The 25,246-nt window shown below is 71.9% G+C and carries 17 protein-coding genes; 11 read left to right on the top strand and 6 right to left on the bottom strand.

Annotated elements, in window-relative coordinates:
- Positions 1-83: 83 nt before the first annotated feature.
- The 7 genes from lpdA (at position 84) to FYW99_RS20780 (ending at position 8,190) form a co-directional block, all read left to right on the top strand.
- The gene (gene lpdA, locus FYW99_RS20810; protein WP_150253709.1) at positions 84-1,460 is read left to right on the top strand and encodes a dihydrolipoyl dehydrogenase; all 1,377 of its coding nucleotides are present in this window, start codon (positions 84-86) and stop codon (positions 1,458-1,460) included.
- A gap of 103 nt (positions 1,461-1,563) precedes the next feature.
- On the top strand, positions 1,564-3,378 hold the full coding sequence (gene sucB / locus FYW99_RS20805) for a 2-oxoglutarate dehydrogenase, E2 component, dihydrolipoamide succinyltransferase (protein ID WP_150253708.1): 1,815 nt from the start codon (positions 1,564-1,566) through the stop codon (positions 3,376-3,378).
- A 261-nt stretch (positions 3,379-3,639) separates the two neighbouring features.
- Positions 3,640-4,206 carry an NADPH-dependent FMN reductase gene (locus tag FYW99_RS20800; RefSeq protein WP_150253707.1) on the top strand — a complete coding sequence of 189 codons (567 nt, stop codon included), beginning with the start codon at positions 3,640-3,642 and terminating at the stop codon, positions 4,204-4,206.
- A 354-nt stretch (positions 4,207-4,560) separates the two neighbouring features.
- Entirely contained in the window at positions 4,561-5,487 is a 927-nt protein-coding gene (locus FYW99_RS20795) for a TIGR01777 family oxidoreductase (protein WP_150253831.1), read from the top strand.
- A gap of 10 nt (positions 5,488-5,497) precedes the next feature.
- The gene (lipB, locus tag FYW99_RS20790; RefSeq protein ID WP_150253706.1) at positions 5,498-6,202 is read left to right on the top strand and encodes a lipoyl(octanoyl) transferase LipB; all 705 of its coding nucleotides are present in this window, start codon (positions 5,498-5,500) and stop codon (positions 6,200-6,202) included.
- Positions 6,203-6,295: 93 nt separating this feature from the next.
- The gene (lipA, locus tag FYW99_RS20785) at positions 6,296-7,249 is read left to right on the top strand and encodes a lipoyl synthase (RefSeq protein ID WP_150253705.1); all 954 of its coding nucleotides are present in this window, start codon (positions 6,296-6,298) and stop codon (positions 7,247-7,249) included.
- 215 nt (positions 7,250-7,464) lie between these two features.
- A complete protein-coding gene (locus FYW99_RS20780) occupies positions 7,465-8,190 on the top strand; it encodes a DUF4191 domain-containing protein (protein WP_061078526.1) in 726 nt (241 codons plus the stop codon).
- A 605-nt stretch (positions 8,191-8,795) separates the two neighbouring features.
- On the opposite strand, the gene FYW99_RS20775 is transcribed toward FYW99_RS20780, so the two are convergent.
- The 3 genes from FYW99_RS20775 to FYW99_RS20765 form a co-directional block, all read right to left on the bottom strand.
- Positions 8,796-10,190 carry an LCP family protein gene (locus FYW99_RS20775; protein WP_150253704.1) on the bottom strand — a complete coding sequence of 465 codons (1,395 nt, stop codon included), beginning with the start codon at positions 10,188-10,190 and terminating at the stop codon, positions 8,796-8,798.
- A 196-nt stretch (positions 10,191-10,386) separates the two neighbouring features.
- The gene (locus FYW99_RS20770; RefSeq protein ID WP_150253703.1) at positions 10,387-11,826 is read right to left on the bottom strand and encodes an LCP family protein; all 1,440 of its coding nucleotides are present in this window, start codon (positions 11,824-11,826) and stop codon (positions 10,387-10,389) included.
- A 286-nt stretch (positions 11,827-12,112) separates the two neighbouring features.
- On the bottom strand, positions 12,113-12,592 hold the full coding sequence (locus FYW99_RS20765; RefSeq protein ID WP_150253702.1) for an RDD family protein: 480 nt from the start codon (positions 12,590-12,592) through the stop codon (positions 12,113-12,115).
- A gap of 351 nt (positions 12,593-12,943) precedes the next feature.
- Between FYW99_RS20765 and glnA the strand changes: the two genes are divergently transcribed.
- Positions 12,944-14,368 (top strand): type I glutamate--ammonia ligase, encoded by a 1,425-nt coding sequence (glnA, locus tag FYW99_RS20760; RefSeq protein WP_150253701.1) that lies wholly within the window; start codon positions 12,944-12,946, stop codon positions 14,366-14,368.
- A gap of 205 nt (positions 14,369-14,573) precedes the next feature.
- A complete protein-coding gene (locus FYW99_RS20755; protein WP_150253700.1) occupies positions 14,574-17,717 on the top strand; it encodes a bifunctional [glutamine synthetase] adenylyltransferase/[glutamine synthetase]-adenylyl-L-tyrosine phosphorylase in 3,144 nt (1,047 codons plus the stop codon).
- 566 nt (positions 17,718-18,283) lie between these two features.
- Here FYW99_RS20755 and FYW99_RS20750 read toward each other — a convergent pair.
- The 3 genes from FYW99_RS20750 to FYW99_RS20740 form a co-directional block, all read right to left on the bottom strand.
- A complete protein-coding gene (locus FYW99_RS20750; protein WP_150253699.1) occupies positions 18,284-20,158 on the bottom strand; it encodes a carbohydrate-binding module family 20 domain-containing protein in 1,875 nt (624 codons plus the stop codon).
- Between the two features lie 395 nt (positions 20,159-20,553).
- Complete coding sequence (locus FYW99_RS20745) at positions 20,554-20,892, bottom strand: hypothetical protein (protein WP_150253698.1); 339 nt, start codon at positions 20,890-20,892, stop codon at positions 20,554-20,556.
- Between the two features lie 107 nt (positions 20,893-20,999).
- Positions 21,000-21,593: a hypothetical protein gene (locus FYW99_RS20740; protein WP_150253697.1), complete on the bottom strand. Its 594-nt coding sequence runs from the start codon at positions 21,591-21,593 to the stop codon at positions 21,000-21,002.
- Between the two features lie 227 nt (positions 21,594-21,820).
- On the opposite strand from FYW99_RS20740, the gene FYW99_RS31885 reads away from it, so the two are divergent.
- On the top strand, positions 21,821-21,994 hold the full coding sequence (locus FYW99_RS31885; protein ID WP_190394742.1) for a hypothetical protein: 174 nt from the start codon (positions 21,821-21,823) through the stop codon (positions 21,992-21,994).
- Between the two features lie 46 nt (positions 21,995-22,040).
- On the top strand, positions 22,041-25,058 hold the full coding sequence (locus tag FYW99_RS20735) for a helix-turn-helix transcriptional regulator (RefSeq protein WP_150253696.1): 3,018 nt from the start codon (positions 22,041-22,043) through the stop codon (positions 25,056-25,058).
- Positions 25,059-25,246 lie beyond the last annotated feature (188 nt).

The following is a 25,246-nucleotide window of genomic DNA, read 5'->3' as shown; positions in this document are numbered from 1 at the left end:
GCCGCGCACACCCTCCCTCCGCCCGCGCGGGGCCCGGCCGCGGCCCACCACCCATCACCAGCCACAACAAGGAGTTCGTTCCCGTGAGTGAGAGCGGCGGCACCTTCGACCTCGTCGTCCTTGGCGGCGGCAGCGGCGGCTACGCGGCGGCACTGCGCGCCGCGGAGCTGGACATGAGCGTCGTCCTGATCGAGAAAGACAAGCTCGGCGGCACCTGCCTGCACCGCGGCTGCATCCCCACCAAGGCCCTGCTGCACTCGGCCGAGGTCGCCGACTCCGCCAAGGAGAGCGAGAACTTCGGGGTCAAGGCCACGTTCGAGGGCATCGACATCGAGGCCGTGCACAGCTACAAGGACAAGGTGATCGGCGGCCTGTTCAAGGGCCTGACCGGCCTGGTCAAGTCGCGCAAGATCACCGTCGTCGCGGGTGAGGGCAAGCTCACCGGCAAGGACGAGGTCACCGTCGACGGCACGGTCTACAAGGGCCGCAACGTCCTCCTGGCCACCGGTTCCCAGCCCAAGACCCTGGGGCTGGACATCGACGGCGAGAAGGTCATGACCAGCGACCAGGCCCTCGACCTGGACCGCGTGCCGGAGTCGGTCATCGTCCTGGGCGGCGGCGTGATCGGCGTGGAGTTCGCCAGCGTGTGGCGCTCCTACGGTGCCGACGTCACCATCGTCGAGGCCCTGCCGCACCTGGTGCCGGTGGAGGAGGAGTCCAGCTCCAAGCTGCTGGAGCGCGCCTTCCGCAAGCGCAAGATCAAGTACGAGCTGGGCACCCCGTTCGAGTCGGTCAAGACCACCGACTCCGGCGTGACCGTCACCCTCAAGGGCGGCAAGACCCTGGAGGCGGAGGTCCTGCTGGTGGCCATCGGCCGCGGGCCGGTCTCGGAGGGCCTGGGCTACGAGGAGCAGGGCGTCACCCTGGACCGCGGTTTCGTCCAGGTGGACGAGAACCTGCACACCGGCGTGGGCAACGTCTACGCCGTGGGCGACCTCATCCCCACCCTCCAGCTCGCCCACGTCGGCTTCGCCGAGGGCATCTTCGTCGCCGAGCACATCGCCGGGCAGAACCCGCCCGCGATCGACTACGACGGCGTTCCCCGCGTCACCTACTGCGAGCCCGAGGTCGCGTCCGTGGGCCTGACCACCAAGGTCGCCAAGGAGCGCGGACACGACGTCGTGGAGATGAACTACAGCCTCGCGGGCAACGGCAAGAGCCAGATCCTGCAGACCCAGGGCGCGGTGAAGGTCATCGCCGAGAAGGACGGCCGGGTACTGGGCGTCCACATGGTCGGCAGCCGCGTCGGCGAGCTGATCGCCGAGGGACAGCTGATCTACAACTGGGAGGCGCTGCCCTCCGAGGTGGCCCAGCTGATCCACCCGCACCCGAGCCAGTCCGAGGCGCTGGGCGAGGCGCACCTCGCGCTGGCGGGCAAGCCGCTGCACGTCCACGACTGACCGCACCACCGGGGGCGGGCCGCAAGGGCCCGCCCCCGCACACATCCGCGCTGCCCATCAAGGGGTTGGGCAGAGACCGCGCCCAGATCCAACGAGGAAACCCATGCCGACTTCCGTTTCCATGCCCGCCCTGGGTGAGAGCGTCACCGAGGGCACCGTCACCCAGTGGCTGAAGAACGTGGGCGACACCGTCGAGGTGGACGAGCCGCTCCTTGAGGTCTCCACCGACAAGGTGGACACCGAGATTCCGTCACCCGTCGCGGGCGTACTCACCAAGATCCTCGTCGACGAGGACGAGACCGTGGAGATCGGCGCGGAGATCGCCGTCATCGGCGGTGAGGGCGAGAGCGCCGACGAGGACGGTGCCGAGCCCGCCGCCGAGGAGTCCGCGGAGGAGCCCGAGGAGACCAAGAAGCCCGAGGAGGAGGCCGCCGAGGAGCCCGAGCCGGAGCCGGAGCCCGCCCCGGAGCCGAAGGCCGGGTCCGACGCTCAGGCCTCGTCCTCCGACGAGGGCCCGACCACGTCGGTCACCATGCCCGCCCTGGGTGAGAGCGTCACCGAGGGCACCGTCACCCAGTGGCTGAAGAACGTCGGCGACACCGTCGAGGTGGACGAGCCGCTCCTCGAGGTCTCCACCGACAAGGTGGACACCGAGATTCCGTCACCCGTCGCGGGCGTACTCACCAAGATCCTCGTCGACGAGGACGAGACCGTGGAGATCGGCGCGGAGATCGCCGTCATCGGCGGCACCGGGGACGAGCCCCCGGCCGTCTCCGAGGGCGCCGCCCCGGCCGAGGCCGAGCCCAAGGCCGCGCCCAAGGCGGAGTCGAAGCCCGCCGAGCCCGAGTCCGAGCCGAAGGCCGAGCCCGCCCCGGAGCCGAAGGCCGGGCCCGCGCCCGCCGCGGACAGGGACCAGGACGGCGAGAGCCCGTCCGTGGACATCGGCACCCTCAGCGGCACCGGCCGCGCCTCGGGCACCGACGCCGGGACCGAGGCGTACGTGACCCCGCTGGTGCGCAAGCTCGCCTCCGAGCACGGCGTGAACCTCAGCCGCGTCAAGGGCACAGGTGTGGGCGGCCGCGTCCGCAAGCAGGACGTGCTCAAGGCCGCCGAGGAGCAGAAGGCCGACGCCGCGCGCGCCGCCGCCCCCGAGCCCTCCTCGGCCCCGCGCAAGGAGGCCACCGACACCTCCCTGCGCGGCCGCACCGAGAAGCTCACCCGCCTGCGCCTGTCCATCGCGGACCGCATGGTGGAGTCGCTGCACGTCTCGGCCACGACCACGCAGGTCATCGAGGTGGACGTCACCAAGATCGCCCGCCTGCGCGAGCACTCCGCCGAGCGCTTCGCCGAGCGCGAGGACGTGCGGCTGGACTTCTTCCCGTTCTTCGCGCTGGCCGCGGTGGAGGCCCTGCGCTCCCACCCCAAGCTCAACGCGGTGGTCGACAGCGACAAGCAGGAGGTGACCTACCACGACGTGGAGAACCTCGGCGTCTCGGTGGACACCGAGCGCGGTCTGCTGGCCCCCGTGGTCAAGGACGCGGGCAAGCTGGGCCTGGGTGAGCTGGCGCGCAAGCTCAAGGACCTGACCGAGCGCGCCCACACCGGCCAGCTGGGCCCGGACGAGCTGGGCGGCGGCACGTTCACCATCGCCGAGACCGGCTGCACCGGCGCGCTGTTCGGCACGCCGATCATCAACCAGCCTCAGGTGGCCATCCTGGGCACCGGCGCGGTCGTCAAGCGCCCCGTCGTGGTCGAGGACACCGCCATGGGAGACGAGGTGATCGCGGTCCGCTCGATGGTGTACCTGTCGCTGGCCCACGACCACCGTCTGATCGACAGCGCCGACGCCGGGCGCTTCCTCCAGAGCGTGAAGGCGCGCCTGGAGGAGGGTGCCTTCGAGGACGACCTGGGCCTGTAGGCCCGGGCCGCGAAGGCCCTCCCACACCACCCGCCGGGCCGGGTGCCGCGCGACGGCACCCGGCCCGGCTCGTCCTTTATTGGGGAATCTGCTGTCCGATTTGACCTCAAGACCTGTTGAGGTCCTAGCGTTGGCCTGTTCCCGAAGAACCGACGGTGCGCCGCGCGGCTCCGGCCACCAGGGCCGAGCCGGTCCGCGCGTGCCCGCCTGACGTGCCCGCCCACGTGTGGGCCGAGACGGCACAGAGAAGCAAGGACCCACATGGACAACCTTCGGATCGCGGTCATCCTCGGCGGAAACCGCCGGGGCCGCACCGGACCCGCCGTCTCCCGCTGGTTCGTGGACCGGGCCGGGAAGTACCCGGACCCCTCCGTGTCGTTCGACTTCCTCGACGTGGAGGACATCAGCCCCCAGGACGGCCACGGCGGCCCGATGGCCCTGGAGTCCGCCCGCACGGTGGAGGCGGCCGACGGGTACGTCGTGCTGACCCCGGAGTACAACCACGGCTACCCGGGCGAGCTGAAGAGCGCCATCGACGCCGCGCGCCGGGAGTGGTTCGGCAAGGCGGTCGGCTTCGTCTCCTACGGCGGGATGTCCGGCGGCCTGCGGGCGATCGAGCAGCTGCGGTCGGTCTTCTCGGAGCTGCACACCGCCACGATCCGCGACACGGTCAGCCTGCACAACGCGCAGACGATGTTCGGTCCGGACGGGGCCCCGGTGGTGGACATGTCGTCCGCGGAGGCCGCCGTGGAGCGGATGCTGCGCCAGCTGGCGTGGTGGGCGCTGGCCCTGCGCGAGGCCCGGGAGCGGCGCCCCTACCCCGGTTAGGGAGCTGACCGGCCGGGAACCCCCGGCCTGGCAGGGGCCACACACGTGGACGGGGCGGCGCCTCTCGGCGCCGCCCCGTTTTCTACCCCACCAATCACCATCCCCTGATGATCCCCATCATCAAAGGTCTGTGGTCGGGGACGCGGCAGTCAGCCCGACAGCGCGTCGCCCACAGTAGCTCCGCGCTGACGCGGAGTTCCTGTCCCACGTTCAAAGTAGAAGACCGAGGGCCCCTCGCGCAGCTCTTTCGAGGAAAAAGCCGAAGAAAAACCGGGCGGGTGTCCTCGGTCGTCCCTTTGGTGTGTCTTCCCGTGCGACTATCGCCCTCCTTCGGGTAGACCCAGGACCATGCGAGTGGCTATCACGGGGGCGACGGGACTCATCGGCAGGGCGCTGGAGGCGTCCCTGCTCGGCGACGGGCACACGGTGGTGCGCATGGTGCGCCACCTGCCGCGGGGACGGCACCACCCGGACGTGGAGGAGGCGGAGTGGCGCCCCGAACAGGGCCGGGTGGACACCGTGGCCCTGCACGAGGCCGACGCCGTGGTGCACCTGGCCGGGGCGCCGGTCGGCCCGGCCCTGTGGACGCGGCACCGGCGCACCCTCATCCGGCGCAGCCGCGTGCGCGGCACCCGCACCCTGTGCCAGGCCCTGGCGGGCATGTCCTCGCCTCCCCCGCGCCTGCTGAGCGCGTCGGGGATGCACTTCTACGGCGACACCGGCGGCGAGGCGGCCACCGAGGGCTCCCCGCCGGGCACCGGTTTCCTGGCCGGGGTCTGCCGGGACTGGGAGGAGGCCACCGCCCCGGCCGAGGAGGCGGGCCTGTCGGTGGCGCACATGCGCACCTCGGTGGTGCTCGACCGCTCGGGCGGCATGCTGGGCACGCTGCTGCCGCTGTACCGGGCGGGGCTGGGCGGGCGCCTGGGGTCGGGGCGCCAGTACATGAGCTGGATCGCCATGCGCGACCAGATCGGGGCCGTGCGCTTCCTGCTGGAGCACCCCGAGGTCACCGGCTCGGTGAACATGTGCGCGCCCGAGCCGGTGACCAACGCCGAGTTCACCAGGGCGCTGGGCCGCGCCCTGCGGCGCCCCACCGCCCTGGCGGTCCCGGCGGTGGCGATGCGCGCGGTGCTGGGGGACTTCGCCGAGGAGACCGCGCTGATCGACCTCAGGGCCGAGCCCGAACGCCTCACCGGGGCCGGTTATTCCTTCGCGCTGCCCACCGTGGACCGTGCGCTATCCGACATCCTGGGCAGACCCGCACAGTCCACCGGGGCGTAAGGTTGGATGTGTGAGTGATCTCGTTTACGCATGGCTGGGCGACACTCCCGTCCCGTACCACCAGGGCTGGGATCTCCAGAAGCGGCTCCACGAGCGCCGCGTCGCCGATGAGGTGCCCGACACCGTCCTGTTGCTGGAACACGAGCCCGTGTACACCGCGGGAAAGCGCACCGGGAGGTGGGATCGTCCCATCACCGACCCCGGGGCGCCCGTGGTGGACATCGACCGGGGCGGCAAGATCACCTGGCACGGCCCGGGCCAGCTGACGGTGTACCCCATCGTCCGGCTGCCGGACCCCATCGACGTGATCGCCTACGTCCGGATGCTGGAAGAGGCCATCATCCGCACCGTCGCGGAGTACGGCCTGACCGGCACTCGGGTGGAGGGACGCACCGGGGTGTGGCTGGAGGCCGACCCCGAGCGCGGCCTCATCGAACGCAAGGTGGCCGCCATCGGCTGCCGGATCGCCCGCGGGGTCGGGATGCACGGGCTCGCGTTGAACTGCAACAATGACATGTCGTGGTACGACCGGATCATCCCGTGCGGGATCACCGACGCCGGAGTCACCTCGCTCTCCGCCGAACTGGGGCGCGACGTGGCCGTGGCCGACGCGCGGCCCCGGATGGAACGCCACCTGGCGGATCTCCTCGGCACGCGGGAGTACCGCCACACCGACGGCGCGGACCTGCTCTCCGGCGCCACCGCGCGTGGATGACACACCACACCATGAGCCAGTCCCCGCGGGGACGCCGAGCCCCCACGAGGGGAAGGGTCCCCGGCACGGGGCACAGAAGGGAACGGGTTCACGTTGACCATCGCTCCTGAGGGCCGCAGGCTGCTGCGCGTGGAGGCGCGCAACAGCGAGACCCCCATCGAGAAGAAGCCGCCGTGGATCAAGATCAAGGCGCACATGGGGCCCGAGTACACCGAGCTCCTGTCCCTGGTCAAGAGCGAGGGCCTGCACACGGTCTGCCAGGAGGCCGGGTGCCCCAACATCTACGAGTGCTGGGAGGACCGCGAGGCCACCTTCCTCATCGGCGGCGACCAGTGCACGCGGCGCTGCGACTTCTGCAACATCGCCACCGGCAAGCCCAGCGCCCTGGACCGCATGGAGCCGACCAAGGTCGCCAACTCCGTGAAGACCATGGACCTGCGCTACGCCACCATCACCGGTGTGGCCCGTGACGACCTGGAGGACGGCGGCGCCTGGCTGTACGCCGAGACCGTCCGCAAGATCCACGAGCTCAACCCGGGCACGGGCGTGGAGCTGCTCATCCCCGACTTCAACGCCGACCCCGACCAGCTGGCCGAGGTGTTCGGCTCGCGTCCGGAGGTGCTGGCGCACAACGTCGAGACGGTGCCGCGGATCTTCAAGCGCATCCGTCCGGGCTTCCGCTACGAGCGCTCCCTCAGGGTCATCACCGAGGCGCGCGCGGACAACCTGGTCACCAAGTCGAACCTGATCCTGGGCATGGGCGAGACCCGTGAGGAGATCAGCGAGGCGATGCGCGACCTGCACAAGGCCGGGTGCGACCTGCTGACCATCACCCAGTACCTGCGCCCCTCCAAGCTGCACCACCCGATCGACCGGTGGGTCAAGCCGGAGGAGTTCGTGGAGCTGGGCCAGGAGGCCGAGGAGATCGGCTTCGCCGGTGTCATGTCCGGGCCGCTGGTGCGCTCCTCCTACCGGGCTGGCCGTCTGTACAAGCAGGCCCGGGAGAAGCGGGACGCCGAGAACGCCGCCCTGGCGAACAACGCGTAACGGATTTTCCGTACGAGTCGTGACCAAGCTGGAACGGTGGCCCGCTGGCCACCGTTCCTCACCTGAGGGCACCCGCACATATCCTGATGAGGGCAGGCGCCCGTCGGTGGCGCCGCGAGGCGCCGCACCCAGGACGACCGCGAAGAGGAGGCAAGGCAGCCCAGGGATCTCCTTCCCCGCCGATCCGGCGTCGGCGTGAGCTGCCTGAGAGCACGATGGCGAAAAAGCCCAAGGGTTCACAGAACACGGCCCAAGGCAAGGACGGCGCCGAGAAGCAGCCGGGCCGTCTCAAGCAGATCGGCATGGTCGCCAAGGTCGTCCACCAGCAGAGCCCGCGCAGTATCCCGCTCGCGGTCACGGCGGCGTTGGTCATCCTCGCGGTGTTCATCGGCATCGGCATCTGGACCGGGTCGTGGATCCTGTGGCCGCTGACAGGTCTGCCGGTCGCCTTCCTGGTGGGCTTCATCATCTTCACCCGCTCCGCGCAGCGCGTGCAGTACAAGATGCTGGACGGACGCCTGGGCGCGGGTATGGCGATCCTGGACAACATGCGCGGCAACTGGGTGGTCGAGCCGGGTGTGGCGGCCAACAAGCAGATGGACGTCGTGCACCGCGTGGTGGGGCGCCCCGGCGTGATCCTGGTCGGCGAGGGCGACCCCGGCCGCCTCAAGCCGCTGATCGCCGGTGAGAAGAAGCGCGTGGCCCGCGTCGCCTACGACACGCCCATCTACGACTTCAAGGTGGGCAACGGCGAGGACCAGGTGCCGGTCTCCAAGCTCCAGCGCACGCTGGTCAGGCTGCCCCGCAACCTGGACAAGGCCGGGACCGCCGAGCTGAACTACCGGCTCAAGGCGCTGCCCGCCAAGATGCAGATGCCCAAGGGGCCGATGCCCAAGAACGCCAAGATGCCCAGGGGCATGCGCGGCCAGATGGGCGGCTGACCCACCGGGTCCGCGGCCGGACCCAGCAGCCGAACGAGGGGCCGTCGCACCGAGTGGTGCGGCGGCCCCTCGCGTGTGCCCGGGTCCGTCCGGTGCCCCTCGTGCCGCGATCCCCGTGCGGGGGCCTCAGCGCCCCGGTGCGGGGCCCGGCGCTCCGGGATCGCGGTGAGGGGCGCCACGAGAACTCTGGTGTTCCGGAGCGGCGGTGAGGAGTCCTGCGGGGAGGAGCGCCGCGCGGCGCCAGATGGCGGGCGGGCCAGCGGCGTGCACGCGGTGTGGCAGGCCAGCGGCGTGCACGCGGTGGGACGGACGGGTGCTCCGCGGCGCTGAGGGCCTGCGGGTGGCGTGAGGTTGGCTCCCGGCTACGGGAGTTGCGGCTCCTGGGTTCACCGGCTCCTTCCTTCCGCCGGGAGTTGAGCCCCTCCGAACACACCGGTAGCGGTCCCGGCCAGCCCGCCAAAGACGTGTGGGTCCCGTGGGAGCCACGAAGACCGCCCGCAAGGCGAAGGGCCCCGCGGGCGTCTGCGCGACGCCCGCGGGACCCTGGAGCCCTCTGGGATGCCCTAAGCCCCCCGGGGGATCCCAGCACCCCCGGAGAGACCCTGCTACTCGCAGCTGACCTCGTCCTCGGCGGCCGTGCTGGCGTCCAGACCGGCCAGGGCGTCGCCCTCGCCGCCGGAGCCCCCTCCGCTCGTGGCCAGGCCGTCCCAGTCCTGGGCGATCATCACCAGCTCCAGCTCCTCGCCGAAGCCGGGGACCTCCTCCAGCTGGGCGACGCTGAGCGCCGAGGCCAGTTCCTCGGCCTGCGCGCGCTGTTCGGGGGCGTGGTAGATCGTGCTGGCCTCGGGGACCCGCTCGACCGGGTCGCCCTCCTCGGTGACGTTGAACCCCTGATCGGTGAGCAGCGTCCCGACCTGGCTCGCCAGACCGGTGATGCCCGTGCCGTTGAGCACCCGCACGGACACGTCCGCGGGTTCGACGGCGGGCTCCGCGGCCTCCTCCGCCCCCTCGCCGCCGCCGTCGCCGCCCTCTTCCTCCTCGGGCAGGGCCTCCCCCGCGGCGATCGCGGAGAACAGCTCCTGGGCGGGGCCCTCGTTGAGCACCAGCTTGTCCTTGTTGGTCGGGGCGTCGAGGACCGGTGCGGTGACCATCCGCATCCGGCCCAGGTCGACCTCGCGCATCGCGATGGCCAGCTCGGTCATCTTGTCCACGGTGAACCCGTCGTCGGTCACCAGGTTGTCGGTGACCGAGCCCATGAAGTCGTAGAGCGTGGTGGGGCTGGACATGATCTGGCCGCTGGTGACCTTGCGCAGGATGGCGCCCATCATCCGCTGCTGGTTCTCGATCCGGTTGAGGTCGCTGCCCAGCTCCGTGCTGGCCCGGGAGCGGGCCAGGCCCAGCGCCTGCTCGCCGTTGAGGGTCTGCATCCCGGCGTCCAGCGTCAGGTGCGCCTTGGGGTCGTCGATCGGCTCGGGGACGCACATCTCCACGCCGCCGATGGACTGCACGATGTCCTGGAAGCCCGCGAAGTCGACCATCACCATGTGGTCGAGGTGGATGTCGGTGATCGTCTCCACCGTGTTGCCCTGGCAGTCCAGCCCGCCGTAGGTCATGGCGTGGTTGAGCTGGTCCACCGTGCCCGCCGCCACACCGGGGTCCTCGCCGTTGGCCGGGCAGTCGGGCATCGACACCAGCAGGTCGCGGGGCATGTTGACCATGGTCACCCCGCCCTGGTCCACGTCGATGCTCACCACGACGAGCACGTCGGGGCGGATGCCGTTGGCCACGTTGTACTCGGCGTTCTCCCCCGCGCGCTCGTCGGTGGCGAGCAGCAGGATGTTGTGGATGCCCTCCGCCTGGGCGGGACGGTCGCCCCAGGCGTCGGTGTTGACTTCCTCTGTGTCGATGCTGAGGACGTCGCGGTAGCCCGCGTACACGGTGAGACTGGCCGCGATGAGCAGACCGGTCGCCCCGCACGCCACCCACTGACCGAGACTCATCTTCCCCGCCAGGGCTGAGGACGCGTTTCTGGGAGCCAAAGGGCACCTGCGATTCGGTATGGGACAAGGGCTGGTCCGGTCGGCGGAGGGACGGCGCACTGCGCGAGCGACGACACGGACGTAACGGCCGGATGGTACCGGACGGGCACGTACCGTGTCAGATCGGAACCGACGACCGGGTCCCGGCCACCGGCCCTCAGCAGGCGCTCTCCTGCGCCCCCGCCGCGGTGGTGCCGCCCAGGTCCTCGGTGATGGAGACCTCGGGCCCGGACGAGCCGCCTCCGTCGGCGAAGCCGTTCCAGTCCTGGCCGATGACCAGTTCCAGGGTCTGTGGGAGGTCGGCGACCTCCTCGGTGGTCGCGCTCTCCAGCGAACCCGCCAGCAGTTCGGCGGCGGCCGCCTCACCCGGAGCGTAGTAGACGGTGGTCAGTTCGGGGAAGCGCACCACTGGTTCGCCGACACCGGTGACGTCGTACCCCTCCCCCACCAGGACGCCCTGGACCTCGGCTGCCAGGCCGGTGACACCGGTGTTGTTGAGGACCTGCACGGAGATGTCGGCGGGGGCGGGGGCGCCGCCGGAGTCCTCCTCCGGCTCCTCTCCCTCCTCCTCCGGCTCCTCGTCCTCCAGGTAGGCGCCGGAGTTGATCGCCGCGAACAACTCGGAGGCGGCGGGCTGGCTCATGGCCAGCCGGTTGGGGTCGGCGGGGTGCTGGCCGTTGGGCACGGTGACGAACTGGATGCGCTCCAGGTCGACCTCGCGCATGGAGATGGCGATGTCGGTCATCGTCTCGACGGTCAGCTCCTCGTCGGTGGTCACCGAGTCGGTGACGGCGCTGAGGAAGTTGGTGATGGTCACCGGGCTGGTCATGACCTCGCTGCTGAGCACCTGGCGCAGCATGGCGCCCATGAACTCCTGCTGGCGGTCGATCCGGGACAGGTCGCTGCCGTCGCCCTGTCCGTAGCGGGAGCGCACGTAGCCCAGCGACTCCTCGCCGCTGAGGGTCTGCCTCCCGGCGTCCAGCGTCAGGTGCGCCTTGGGGTCCTCCACCGGCGCGGGGATGCACATCTCCACGCCGCCGATGGCGTCCACCATGTCCTTGAACCCGGTGAAGTCCATCATGACGAAGTGGTCCAGGTGCACGTCGGTGACCTCCTCCACGGTCTGCCACTGGCAACCGACTCCGCCGAAGGTCATCGCCGAGTTGATCATGCCGCTGTGCGGGTTCATCCCCTCGTAGCCCTCCACTGCGTCGCAGCCGGGCAGGTCCACGACCAGGTCGCGGGGCAGGTTGACCAGCGTGGCCGCGCCGTTGTCCACGTTGATGCTCGCGATGAGCATGGTGTCGGGGCGCTCGCCCTCGGCCTCGCCGTAGTTCGCGTTGTCCCCCGACCGGACGTCGGAGCCGATGATGAGCAGGTTCATCACGCCCTCGACGCTGGTGGGCCGGTCCCAGGCGTCGGTGTCCACCTGCGCGGTGGTGATGTTGCCGACGATGCCCTGGTACCAGCCGTAGCCGCCGAGGCTGGCGATGATGGCCAGGGCGGTGGCCACGCAGGCGACCCACTGCCCCGCGGACATGCGCATGGCGTGCGGAGCGGACGGCTTGGGGCGAGGGGCGGAGCGTTTTCCAGCCATGCGAACCTTCGGGTGCGGCGGCGTGCGTGGGAGGCGGGGCCGGGTTCCCGTGCGGGGACGGGACGCACCGGTGGGAACGGGGCTCCGCGGCGGAGACCGGGTCCCCGCGCGGGGCTCGGGTTCCGTTCCCGCGCGGGGGACAGCAGCCCCCGTGTGGCGGGGATGGGCGCGCAGGATTTCGGTCCGTTCCCGGGCCAAGTAATGAACGGATGTTAACAGCAGCTCGGAGGGACCGCGCCCACCCGCGCACCGGGTCCTCCCACTCCGGGGAACCCCCGGTGAGGCCTCAGTAGCGGGTGGCCACCGTCCCGGCGGCCCGGTCGTGCAGCCCGCGGGTGTCGCGGTCGTAGATGACGGCGGGGATCACCAGGCACAGCAGGAGGGTGCGCACCGTCATGGACACGAACCAGGGCCAGGAGCGCTCGCCGGTGGCGGTGATGCCGACGCCGACCAGGCGGCGGCCGACGGTGGTGCCGAAGAGCGTGAGCAGGAGGATGTTCATGACCGCGAAGACGACCAGAGCGGTGTTGCTGACCACCGGGGCCGCCTCCGCCTGGCTGGCGGCGTCCGCGCCGACCAGCCCGACGCCGTAGGCCCCCCAGGCGAGCGCGAGGGACAGCGCCCAGTCCAGGAGGAGCCCCACCAGGCGGCGCATCACGCCGGGCACCGAACCCGGGCCGCTCTCGGGCAGGCCGAGCCGGTTGCCCCGGTACTGGAAGTCGTCCCCGGCCGCCGCGGTGGCGGGGCCCCGGCTCTCGTCGCTCATGGCTTCCACGGTATCCACCGTGCGGAAGGGCCCGTACCCGGGGCGCCGGAGCGATGGCGAGCCCCTCCGCGGGTGAACATGGCGGAGGTCACACCAGGGAGCGTGGCGGGGACCACAACCGGTGCCGCCAGGTGTCCCTTTTCGACCCCTACAGGGCGGAATCACCGGGTCAGACCCGGTGGTCTGCGACAACAACCGGGTCCGTAACATACAGGAAACAATCGAGACATGGCGTGGAAACCACCCACTCCTAGCTTCGAGGACGAAGCCGGGAGACGGCACGCGATCCGACGTGTCCGCGATGGGGCGGGCCCCGGTCCACCGTCTCAGCCACCTGCACGGAGGTTCGTTTTGTTCAGCAGCGTCGACGAGGTGCTCGCCTTTATCCGGGACGAGGACGTCAAGTTCCTCGACGTCCGATTCACGGACCTTTTCGGAGGCGTGAACCACGTTACCCTCCCGACCGAGAACGTCGACGAGTCGACGTTCACCGATGGCCAGATGTTCGACGGCTCGTCGATCCGCGGCTTCCAGGCCATCCACGAGTCCGACATGCTGCTGCTGCCGGACCTGGGCACCGGCGTGCTGGACCCGTTCCGCAAGCACAAGACGCTGAACATGACGTTCTTCGTCCACGACCCGCTGACCCTGGAGTCCTACAGCCGCGACCCGCGCAACGTCGCCCGCAAGGCCGAGGCCTACCTGCGCGGCTCCGGCGTCGCCGACACCGCCTTCTTCGGCCCCGAGGCCGAGTTCTACATCTTCGACGACGTCAAGTTCGAGACCCGGTCCAACACCGGCTACTACGAGATCGACTCGATCGAGGGCGCCTGGAACACCGGCTCGGCCATCGAGGGCGGCAACCGCGGCTACCGTCCCCGTTACAAGGGCGGCTACTTCCCCGTCGAGCCGGTCGACCACTACAGCGACCTGCGCTCGGACATGGTGCGGCAGCTGATCGACTCGGGCATCGAGGTCGAGCTCCAGCACCACGAGGTCGGCACCGCCGGCCAGGCCGAGATCGGCATCAGGTTCGGCACCCTGCTCGAGCAGGCCGACAAGGTGCAGCTGTACAAGTACATCGTCAAGAACGTCGCCAACGCGGCGGGCAAGACGGCCACCTTCATGCCCAAGCCGCTCTTCGGCGACAACGGCTCGGGCATGCACTGCCACCAGAGCCTGTGGAAGGACGGCGAGCCGCTGTTCTTCGACGAGTCCGGCTACGGCCAGCTCTCGGACACGGCCCGCTACTACATCGGCGGCCTGCTCAAGCACGCCTCGGCGCTGCTGGCCTTCACCAACCCGACGGTGAACTCCTTCCACCGCCTGGTGCCCGGCTACGAGGCCCCGATCAACCTGGTCTACAGCCAGCGCAACCGCTCGGCCTGCATCCGCCTGCCGCTGACCGGTTCGAACCCCAAGGCCAAGCGCATCGAGTTCCGCGTGCCGGACCCGTCGGCCAACCCGTACCTGGCCTTCTCCGCCATGCTGATGGCCGGCATCGACGGCATCAAGAACAAGATCGAGCCGCCGGAGCCCGTGGACAAGGACCTCTACGAGCTGCCCCCGGCGGAGGCCCAGGCCATCAAGACCGTCCCGGCGTCGCTGGACGAGGCCCTGGAGGCCCTGGAGGCCGACCACGAGTTCCTGCTCGAGGGCGGCGTGTTCACCAAGGACCTCATCGAGACCTACGTGGACTTCAAGCGCACCGAGGAGATCGACTCCCTGCGCCTGCGCCCGCACCCGCGCGAGTTCGAGCTCTACTACGACATCTAGGCCGTAGACAGCAGCTCCGGGAGGGTGCGCACCGCGCACTCCCCCCATCGGGGCCGGTATCCGTTCGGGTACCGGCCCCGACCCGGTTCCGGGTGCGCGGGACGGTTCGTCGCGGGCGCCGGGGACCGGCCCGGTTCGGGGCACCGGGCCCGCTCACCGGCCGGACCGTTACCGTTGACACGTGGTGAGGGACGGAACGACGAACATGACGGCAGGCGCGCTCGCCAGGCGCGGTTTCAGCGACAGCACCCGGGCCCTGCGGCTGGTGGAGGAGGCCGGTCTGGACGCCCGGGCCGACACCGAGGTCATCGGCTCGCTCGCGGCGGCGCCCGACCCCGACCAGGCGCTCCTCGGGCTGATCCGGGTCCTGGAGACCGATCCCGACCCCGCCGAGTTCCTGGACGCGCTGCGCGAGGACCGGGAGCTGCGGTCCCGGCTGTGCCGGGTGCTGGGCACGAGCACCGCCCTGGCCGACCACCTCGTGCGCCATCCGGGCGACTGGCGGGAGCTGCGGGGCGCCGACGCCGCCCGCTCCCCCGAACCGGAGGAGGTGCGCCGAGGCCTGTTGTACACCGTGGGCGCCGACCCCCACAGCCCCGCGCCGACCGCCGATCCGGCCGTGGTCGGCGACGGTTCGGCGGAGGCCCTGCGGCACGTCCTGCGCGTGGCCTACCGCAGGCGGGTGCTGCGCCTGGCCGGGCGCGACCTGACCGGGCTGTGCACGGTGGACGAGGTCGCCGGGGAGCTCGCGGTCCTGGCCGCGTCGCTGCTGGACGCGTCGCTGGCGGTGGCCCGCGCCGAACACCCCGAGGACGCCGCGCTGTGCCGCCTGGCGGTCATCGGCATGGGAAAGTGCGGCGGTCGCGAGCTCAACTACGTCAGCGACGTGGACGTGGTGTTCGTGGCCGAGCCGGTCGTGAACGGGGGTCCGGACGCGGGCGGGGACGCGGGCGGGGGTTCCGGGAGGCCGGTGGACGACCAGGCCGCGATGCGTGCGGCGACCCGGCTGGCCACCGCGATGATGCGCGTCCCCTCCGAGACCGACGCCGAGGGCGCCCTGTGGGAGGTGGATCCGGCGCTGCGCCCCGAGGGCAGGAACGGGCCGCTGGTGCGCCCGCTGTCGGGGCACCGCGCCTACTACGAGCGCTGGGCCAAGACCTGGGAGTTCCAGGCGTTGCTCAAGGCCCGCCCGATCGCCGGGGACGCGGAGCTGGGCCGGGCCTACATGGACGTCATCTCCCCCATGGTGTGGGAGGCGGCGGGCCGCAAGGACTTCGTGGAGGACGTGCAGGCGATGCGCCGCCGGGTGGTGGCGCACATCCCGGCGGGCGAGGCGGAGCGCGAGCTCAAGCTGGGCCCGGGCGGGCTGCGCGACATCGAGTTCTCCGTCCAGCTGCTCCAGCTGGTGCACGGGCGCACCGACGACCGGCTGCGGTCGGGCAACACCCTGGAGGCGCTGGAGGCGCTGTCCGGGCACGGGTACGTGGGACGCGGCGACGCGGCGGGGCTGGCGGAGGCCTACCGGTTCCTGCGGCGGCTGGAGCACCTGTTGCAGCTGGACCGGCTGCGGCGCACGCACCTGATGCCCGATCCGGCCGCCGAGGAGACCCCCGACCAGCTGCGCCGCCTGGGGCGGGCGCTGGGGATGACCGCGAACCCGGTGCGGGAGCTGACCGACGCGCGCCGCCGGGTGTCGTCGGAGGTGCGGCGCCTGCACGAGAAGCTGTTCTACCGCCCGCTGCTCAACGCGGTGGCCAAGCTGCCGGGCGGGGAGGCGCGCCTGTCGCCGGAGCAGGCCAGGGACCGCCTGGAGGCGCTGGGGTTCGTCGACCCGGGCGGTGCGCTGCGCCACCTGGAGTCGCTGACCTCGGGGGTCTCGCGCAGGGCGGCGATCCAGCGGACGCTGCTGCCGGTGATGCTGGGCTGGTTCTCCGACTCTCCCGACCCCGACGCGGGCCTGCTCGGCTTCCGGCAGGTGAGCGAGGCCCTGGGCACCACGCCGTGGTACCTGCGCCTGCTGCGCGACGACGTGCGGGTGGCCGAGCGGATGGCGTGGCTGCTGGGGACGAGCCGGTACGTGACGGAGCTGCTGCTGCGCGCCCCGGAGGCGGTGGCGATGTTCGACGACGACGGCGACCTGGTGCGCCGCGACGCGAAGGTGCTGGCGGGGGAGGCGGAGGCGGCGCGGCGCCGGTACGACACGGCCGAGGAGTCGGTGTCGGCGGTGCGCGCGCTGCGCCGCCGCGAGCTGCTGCGCACGGCCTCGGCCGACCTGCTGGAGGTCGCCTCGGTCCAGGACGTGGGCGCGGCGCTGACCGACATCGCCGCGGTGACCATCGAGGCGGCGCTGCGGCTGGCGCAGAACCGGGTGGTGGCGGCGTCGGGGGACGAGCCGCTCACGCGGGTGTGCGTGGTGGCGATGGGCCGGTTCGGCGGCGGTGAGCTGACCTACGCCAGCGACGCGGACGTGATGTACGTGCACGACCCCCTTCCGGGCGTGGACACGGGCGCGGCGACCAAACAGGCGCTGGCCGTCGTACGGGAGCTGGCGCGGCTGCTGGAGATGCCCGCGGCGGAGCCGCCGCTGAAGGTGGACACCGATCTGCGCCCGGAGGGGCGCAGCGGGCCGGTGGTGCGCACGCTGGAGTCCTACGCGGCGTACTACGGGCGCTGGTCGCAGGTGTGGGAGAGCCAGGCGCTGCTGCGGGCCAAGCCGGTCGCGGGCGATCCGCAGCTGCGGGAGGCGTTCACGAGGCTGATCGACCCGATCCGGTACCCGGAGGGCGGGATCGACTCCTCGGCGGTGCTGGAGATCCGCAAGCTCAAGGCGCGGATGGAGGCGGAGCGGCTGCCGCGCGGCGCCGACCCGACGCTGCACACGAAGCTGGGCCGGGGCGGGCTGTCAGACGTGGAGTGGGTGGCCCAGCTGATCCAGCTACGCCACGCGCACGAGTACCCCGGCCTGCGGACCACCGGCACGCTGGAGGCGCTGGAGGCGGCCGTGGCGCACGGTTTCCTGGACGAGGAGGACGGCGAGGTGCTGGGCCAGGCCTGGCAGCTGGCCTCGCGGGTGCGGGGAATGGTGATGCTGGTGCGCGGCCGGGGCGGGGACTCGCTGCCCTCGGACCTGCGGGTGCGGGCGGCGCTGGCGGAGGCGATGGGCTGCCCCGGCGGCGGGGACGGCGAGGACGCGGATGACGAGGGCGCGGGAAACGCTGGCAGGGGGGACACGGGTGGGGAGAACGCGGAGCTCGTGCGGGAGGGCCCGGCCGAACAGCTGACGGAGACCTACCTGCGCGCCACGCGCCGGGCCCGAGCGGTGATGGAGCGCGTCTTCTACGACGACTAGTGGGCTGGCCGAAAGTGTTGCCGGTGTGGCGCCGGGGACTCTCCTCCCGGTGATCTTGCTACTGGTGCCACTGTGGACCGTCGACAGTGCCTCTGGGAGCAAGATCATCCTCGATGCGCACGCCCCGGCGAACCTCTCCGGTCACCGCACTAGCCCACCGTCGGCAGGGGTTCGCCGCTCCCACCCGGTCCAGCGTGGTCTTGTACCCACAGCGCGACTCGAACGCCCGGCCTCGCTGCAAGTACAGGATCGCCGCGGGGGGGAGTCCTCCGGTTCGCGTCGGCGGCGCCTGCGGCAGGGCCGCGGGCACGCTGGAGCTGGCGGGCCCTGGGGACCCCCCGATTCCAGGAGACCGCGAACGGCCCGCACCGCGCCAGAGGCGGTTCGCACCTGTGGACAACCCCGACCGGAGGCGGGCTCCTCGTGGGGCGGCGCCCCCGCGTCGGAGGAGTCGAACGCGGGGGCGCCGGGACCGGGAGTGGTCGGCCCGTGGGAGTGGTTCGCGGCTTCCGGGAGCGCGTCCCGGAAAGCCGTGCGCAGCGCCCCGGGCGGGCGCCGCGCACGGGTCAGTCGCGCCAGGTGACGCTGGTGGCGGGGCCGACGCGGTTGGCGCCGGACTCCCACTCGACGTTGCCCGCGCCGTCGACCTTGACCAGCTTCCACTCGGTGTCGGCACCGATGGGGGCGGTGCCCGACCACACGGGGTAGGTGGACGCGTCGGTGGACAGCCTCACCCCGCTCTGGGGGTTCCAGGACCCCAGCCCGGGGGTGGAGCCGACCACGTACACCTCCTGGCCATACCAGGTCTCCACGGTGGCGGAGACGTTGACGTCGCCCGGCTCGCCCGGCTCGCCGGGGCCGCCTCCCCCGCACTCGGCCGGGTCGTCGCAGGTGCCGCCCACGTGCAGGGCGACGGCCCCGTTCGCGGGGACCTGGGCGCTGACCCGGCCGTCGGCGACGGTGAGGGTCCCACTCCCGGCGGCGTTGTCGTAGCTGCCGTCGGGCAGGTCGGTGTCGGCGGTCAGGTTCCAGGTGCTGCCGCTGGCGTTGAAGGCCGCGAAACCGCGGTCGCCCCGGTCGAAGGCGAGCCGGGAGGAGCCGTCGGTGGCGCGCTGGACGACCGGGGCGTCGCCGGTGGCGTTGCGGAAGGCGGGCATCCCGGCGACGGTCGGGTGGCGGTGCTCGCAGACCCACTCGGCGCTGGCGCAGTCGGTGTCCGCGGTGATCCAGCCCGCCGGGTTGCCCTCCACCTCGCCGACGCTGGGCGGGCCCTGGGTGACGTTGGAGCCGAAGTCGTAGCTGGACATCACCACGGGGCGCCCGTAGGGGTGGGCCAGCATGTACGCCACGGCCAGGTGGTAGCGGTCGCCGTCCTTGAAGGTCAGGGTCGGGTGGTAGCGCTGGGTGTCGTGGTTGTCGACGAAGACGGTGGCCTGCTCGTCGGTGAGGCCGCCGTAGTCCGGCAGCTGTGCCAGGCCGGAGATGTTTCCGTCCGCGAACTTGTTGGAGATGTCGCGCTGGTAGTCGAAGGCGGTCACCCGGCCGTAGGGCGCGTAGGCGGTGTAGGGGATGGTCTGGTCCCCGTACACCTCGTGGAAGACGTCGGGCTGTCCGCCGAAGACCGGGACCTCGTTCAGGTCGGAGAAGATGGCGTCGACGTGGGCCTCGGGGACGTGCTTGGAGGCATCCACGCGGAAGCCCGCCACGCCCATGTCCACCAGGCCGTTGAGGTAGCGGCGGATCTGGGCGCGCACCTCGGGGTCACCGGTGTCGAGGTCGGACAGGCCGACGAGCTCGCAGTTCTGTACCTCCCACTTGTCGTTCCAGTTGCTGATCTCCTCCCGGCAGGAGCTGAAGTCCTCCCCGGTGCGGGAGGCGGTGCCGTCGCCGAACAGGTCGGGGTACTCGTACTTGGCCCAGTCCGTGCCCGCGCTGCCGGTGCCCGAGCCGTCCCCGGTCATGTGGTTGATGATCGCGTCGGCGTAGATCCTCACGCCGTTGTCGGCGCAGGTGGAGACCATGGCCTGGAACTCCTCGGCGGTGCCGCGCCGGGTGTTGTCGATGCGGTAGGAGGTCGGCTGGTAGTCCTGCCACCAGGGGTAGTCGCCGCCCTCGGCGAAGGGGATGACCACGTGCTCCTGGGGCGGGGAGACCTGCACGCCGCCGAAGCCGTGGGGGCCGAGGAACTCCTCGCACTCGGTGGCGACGGAGTCCCAGTTCCACTGGAAGAGCTGGACGATGGTCTCGCCGTTTCCGGTGGCCCGGACGTCCTCGGCGGGGGCGGGGGCTGCCGGGACCGGTGCCGTCGGGGCTGAGGCTGCCTGGAGTGGCGTCATCGGGGCTGGTGCTGCCGGGACGGGGGCGGCCTGCGCGGGAGCCGCCAGCAGGCCGACTCCCATCAGAATCGCCCCGGCGACGGCGCCGGGTCGGGTGGGCTTCATGTGCGCTCCTTGGGGGAGGTGCGCGGCGGGGCGGCACTGCCCCGTCCGCCGTCCTCTTGCAGTGATTGCAAGAGTTTGCGTGAGCGTGACGAAGCTAACAGACCGGACCGCTCTTGTGAACGGGTCCCGTTCTGGACGTCACACCGCTCACCCAGCGCGACGGTTTCCGCTTCCACCTGCCGCGACGTGTTTCAGGCCGGCTTCCCCCGCCGGGTCGGCCTCAGGAGATACTCCCCCGTGAGCTGGGGCGACGCCCGCGCAAGCCTCCGAGGCCCGTGGGAAAAATTTCGCAAGATTACTGAAACACACACAGAAAAAACCGGCGGCGGCACGGTTCGTGCCACCACCGGCGGAAACTCCGGCGCGGCCTGCGGGGACCGCTCCGGGAGAGGGTGCTACCAGAAGACGGCCACGCCGATGTTGACGATGGCGAGCACGCCCGCGATGATCGCGAGGTTCTTGGCGGGCTTGCGCAGGTTGAGCACGCCCACGACCACGACCGCCAGCGCGATCAGCAGCTTGACGGCGATCTTGACGTGGTTCATCTCGCCGAGGTCGGCCATCTCGGCCACCCCGACCAGCAGCAGACCGGTGACGAGCTGGAGCAGGGAGCTGTGCAGCAGGACCTTGGTCGACTTGGGGTTGTCGGTGATGACCTGCATGAGGAAGCCCGCGATGATGCCGGCCAGGCCGATCATGTGCAGGAAGACGAGCGCGGAGTAGAGAATGTCCATGCCGGAAACACTACTACGCCCTGTAGTTTTCCCTCCCCGGGTTCATGACACGCTGACGTAACGAAACCGGCGCCCTCGCCTGCGCGGCTTCGCGCCCGCGCGACTCCTCACCCGCGCGGCAGCGCCCTCCTGCGCCGCCACAGCATCCAGGCCAGCCCCGCCGCCAGGGCGACCCCCGCGGCCCGCAGCAGGTTCGCGGGGTCGGTGTACTCCGAGACCCGCGACATCGCGGTCCGCTCCGCGACCAGGACCGAGTCGCTGGCGCACGCGGCCGGGTCGGCGTCGCGCTCCAGCAGCAGGCAGGCGGTGCTGGTCAGGCGCTCCCCCGTCGCCTCCGGAGCCCGGACGCGCACCGTGTACACCGCCTCCTCCCCCGCGGGCACCGCCACCTGCCAGTTCACGATCCCGTCCCGGACCACGCCCTCCTCCCCGACCTCGACGATCTCCAGTTCCCCGGGAACGTGCTGGGCCAGCAGGGCGCCCTCCACGGGACCGTCGGTGACGGTGGTGCGCAGCGTGAACTCCTCTCCCGGCCGCGGGGCCTCGCCCGCCTCCAGGAACAGGCCCGCCTGCCCCTCCCCCTCCACCGGCTCCGCGTCGGCGAGCGCGGGTGCGCCGAGCGCGCCCGCCGCCGCCAGGCCCGCCGTGAGCGCGCCCGCTGTGAGCACGCCCGTCGTCTTTGCCCCGTACTTCCGCGTCATGTCGCGCCTCCCACGTGCGTCGTTGCCACCTAGACAACTACGGGTTACCGGGAGTGCGCATGCTGTGACACGCCGCCAGGGGCGGGGTCTTAGGGCACACGGGCGCTCAGAGCCCCCAGGACTGGGATTCCTCCCCATGTGCGCCCCGGGGTCTTAGGGAGATCGTGGACACCGGACGGCGGGACACGGGTTCCGCCGCGCGAGCGAAGAGGGAAGAGGGAAGCACCGTGTTCCACAGCGAACTGCTCAACGCCAACGCCCGGGAGATGACCGAACAGCGCGTCCGCGAGATGGAGCACCTGCGGACGGCCCTGCGGATACGCGCCGAGGAGCGCGCGCGGCGCGGGGAGGAGCGCCGCGAGCGCCAGCGCCAGCGGCGCTCCTACGGCCGCGCCGCGTGAGGGCGCGCACGGGAGGGGGAGACACGTGGTGGGCATAATAGGCGCTATGCCCGTTCTTGCCGAGAGTCGTACCCTTTTCGTGGGCCGTGAGCGCGAGCTCCGCCTCCTCCGGGACCACGCCAGGCGGTCCCATACCGAGGCGCCCGGAACGGTGCTGGTCAGCGGCGACGCGGGCGTGGGCAAGAGCCGCCTGGTCAGCGAGTTCGTCTCGGCCCTGCCCCAGGGGACCGTGTTCGTCGGCGGCTGTCTCCAGCTCGGCGTGGACGGCCTGTCCTACGCCCCCTTCACCGCGGTGCTGCGCCAGCTCCTGCGCGAGCGCGGACGCGCGGCGTTCGAGGCCGCGGCGCCCGGCGGCACCGGAGAGTTCGCGCGTCTCCTGCCCGAACTGGGCGAGGTGCCCGTCCTGCGCCCGGAGAACCGGGCCATCCTCTTCGAACAGGTCCTGCGCCTGTTCACCCAGGCTGCCGAGGGCGGCGGCGTCACCGTGGTGCTGGAGGACCTGCACTGGTCCGACGGCGCCACCCGCGACCTGCTCGTCTTCCTCGTCCGCAACCTCGACCTGCCGGGTGTGCAGATCGTGGCCACCTACCGCAGCGACGACCTGCACCGCGCCCACCCGCTGCGCCGCCTGCTGCCCGAACTGCGGCGCGCACCCGGGGTCGAGCCGCTGGAGCTGGCGCCGCTCAGCCGCGACGAGGCCGGTGCCCAGGCCGCGGCCATACGGGGCGCCGACCTCACCGGCCACGAGCTGGACCAGCTGTACCGGCGCACCGAGGGCGTCCCGCTGTTCGTGGAGTCGCTGGCCTCGGCGGTCGGAGACCCCTCCGTCAGCGGCCACGACGTGCCCGACCAGTTCCGCGACCTGCTGTTGGAGCCGCTGCACCGCTTCGACGACACCACCCTGTCGGTGCTGCGCGTGGCCTCGGTCGGCGCGGTCTCGGGCAGCATCGAGCACGAGATGCTCTACCACGCGGCCGGGCTGCCCGAACGCGAACTGGAGACCGCGCTGCACACCCTGGTCGACGCCAACACCCTGCGCGCCGACCGGACCGGGTACCGCTTCCGGCACGCCCTGCTGCGCGACGCCGTGCACGGCGACCTGCTGCCCGGCGCCCACGCGCGGCTGCACATGCGCTTCGCCCAGCTCATCGACGAGTACCCCGACTCGGTCCCCTTCGACCGCAGGGCCGCCGAACAGGCCCACCACTACAACGCCGCACAGGAGCTGCCCAGCGCCCTCCAGGCCGCCTGGTGGGCCGCGGTGCGCGCGGGCGACACCCTGGCCTACGACGAGGAACTGGGCATGCTGGAGCGGGTGCTGGCCCTGTGGGACCGCGTCCCCGACGCCCGGGAGCGGGTGCAGGGCCGGACCTGGGCCGAGGTGGCCAGCCTCGCGGCCGGAGCCGCCCTGGAGGCGGGCCGCGGCAGGCGCGCCCTCGAACTGGCCGACGAGGCCCTGGCCACCCTCCCCGAGGACGGATGCGACGACCACACGCTGACTGTGCGAGCGGAGCTGCTGCGCCGACGTGGGACGGCGCGCGCCGAGGAGAACTGCGGCAGCGGGATCGCGGACCTGGTCACGGCTCTGGAACTGCACCCCCCGCACATGCCGGGGTACGGCATGCTGCTGTCCATCCTGGCCCGCGAGAGCATGGTGCACCGCGCCGACCGGCGCGTCACCCCCGACCAGGAGCGGCTGCGGGAGCTGGAGCGGACCGGAAGGTCGGCGCGCGCGCTGGCCGAGGAGGCCATCGCGTTGGCGGATCCCGACCGGCCGGGCGACATGTGCGCGGCCGCCGACGCCCGCATCACCTTGGGCGGCCTGCACATGGACGCGGGCGACCTGGAGGCGGGGCGTCCGCTGATCGAAGCGGGCATCGCCCACGCCGCCGCGAGCTCCGACCCCGGTCTGGAGGCGCGCGGGGCGGGCAACCTGGGCCACTTCCTGCGCGAGCTGGGCCACCACGAGGAGGGCCTGGCGGTGCTGGAGGAGTCCCTGGCCAGACACGAGGCGATGGGGTGGGCGGCCGTCCACAAGACGTCCAACCACCAGAACCGCGCGGAGATCCTCTTCGAGTTGGGCGACCTGGCCAAGGCACGGCGGATCGTGGAGACGGTCCTGCGCGGCCGCTCGTCCGGCAAGCACCGCTTCTACGTCGAGGCGGTGCTGGCCCGCACCGCCGTGGCCCAGGGCGACCTGGACACGGCACGGCGGACCACACGGGAGCCGGGACGGACGGCCGTACTGTCCTCGCAGCGGATGAACATCGTGCAGTTGTCCCTGCTGGCGCTCATGGAGACGGACCTGGCACAGGGCGCGGTCGACGACGCGCTCGCCCTGTGCGAGCGGGCGCTGGAGCGGATGGCCCTGGAGTCCGCGCACGGGTACACGTGGCCGTTGACAGAGGTGATGGCCGAGGCGGTGCGGCAGGGCACGGCACCGGGCCGCTCGGAGGCGACGGCGAAGCGGGCGCGCCGGGTGCGGGAACTGGTGTCCGCCCTGGTGGCGCCGATGCCCGCCCACGGGACGGCCCAGCACGCCTACCGATTGTGCGTGCGGGCGCTCCTCGCCGGGGTGGACGGGGCCGAGGGTGCGGTCGGCACGGGGCCGGACGCGTTGCTGGAGCGGTGGCGGGAGTCGGTGGCGGCGTGGGAGGCCACGCCGATGCGGCTGCATCTGGCGCGGGCCCGCCTGCGGGCCGCCGAGGCGGCCGTGGCGGTCGGGCGGCGGGAGCAGGCCGTGGCGTGGGCGCGTCAGGCCCACGCGGCGGCCCGGGAGTGCGGGGCCGCGCCGTTGGCCGACGCCGTAGCGGACCTGGCCCGCAGGCTGGGCTCCGGCCTGGAGGCGGACGCGGCCCCGCCCGCCGTCCCCGCCGGGCTGACGGCGCGCGAGACGGAGGTCGCGCGGCTGCTGGTCGTGGGCAGCACCAACGCCCAGATCGCCGAACGGCTGTTCATCACGCCCAAGACCGCGAGCGTGCACGTGTCCAACATCCTGGCCAAGCTCGACGTGCCCAACCGGGCAGCGGCCGGAGCGCGGCTGCGGGAGCTGGGCCTGGCCTAGGTGCCGGTCCCGAACCCGGACCCGGGGGCGGGCAGGGGCCCCAGGACTCTACGGATGGAGGCTCCTCGTGCCGCAGGCCCCGGCACAACCCGTTCCGGAGCCCTGTTCCGAAGGCCCCGCCCGAGGCCCCCATTCCTGGGGATGCCCGGACGGCAAACAGGGGGAACCAGGTGGTTCCCCCTGTGGAC

The organism is Nocardiopsis deserti, assembly GCF_008638355.1.
GTDB lineage: Bacteria > Actinomycetota > Actinomycetes > Streptosporangiales > Streptosporangiaceae > Nocardiopsis > Nocardiopsis alborubida.
Note: the sequence above shows the minus strand (reverse complement) of the source record. Positions and strands in the feature narration are given on the sequence as shown.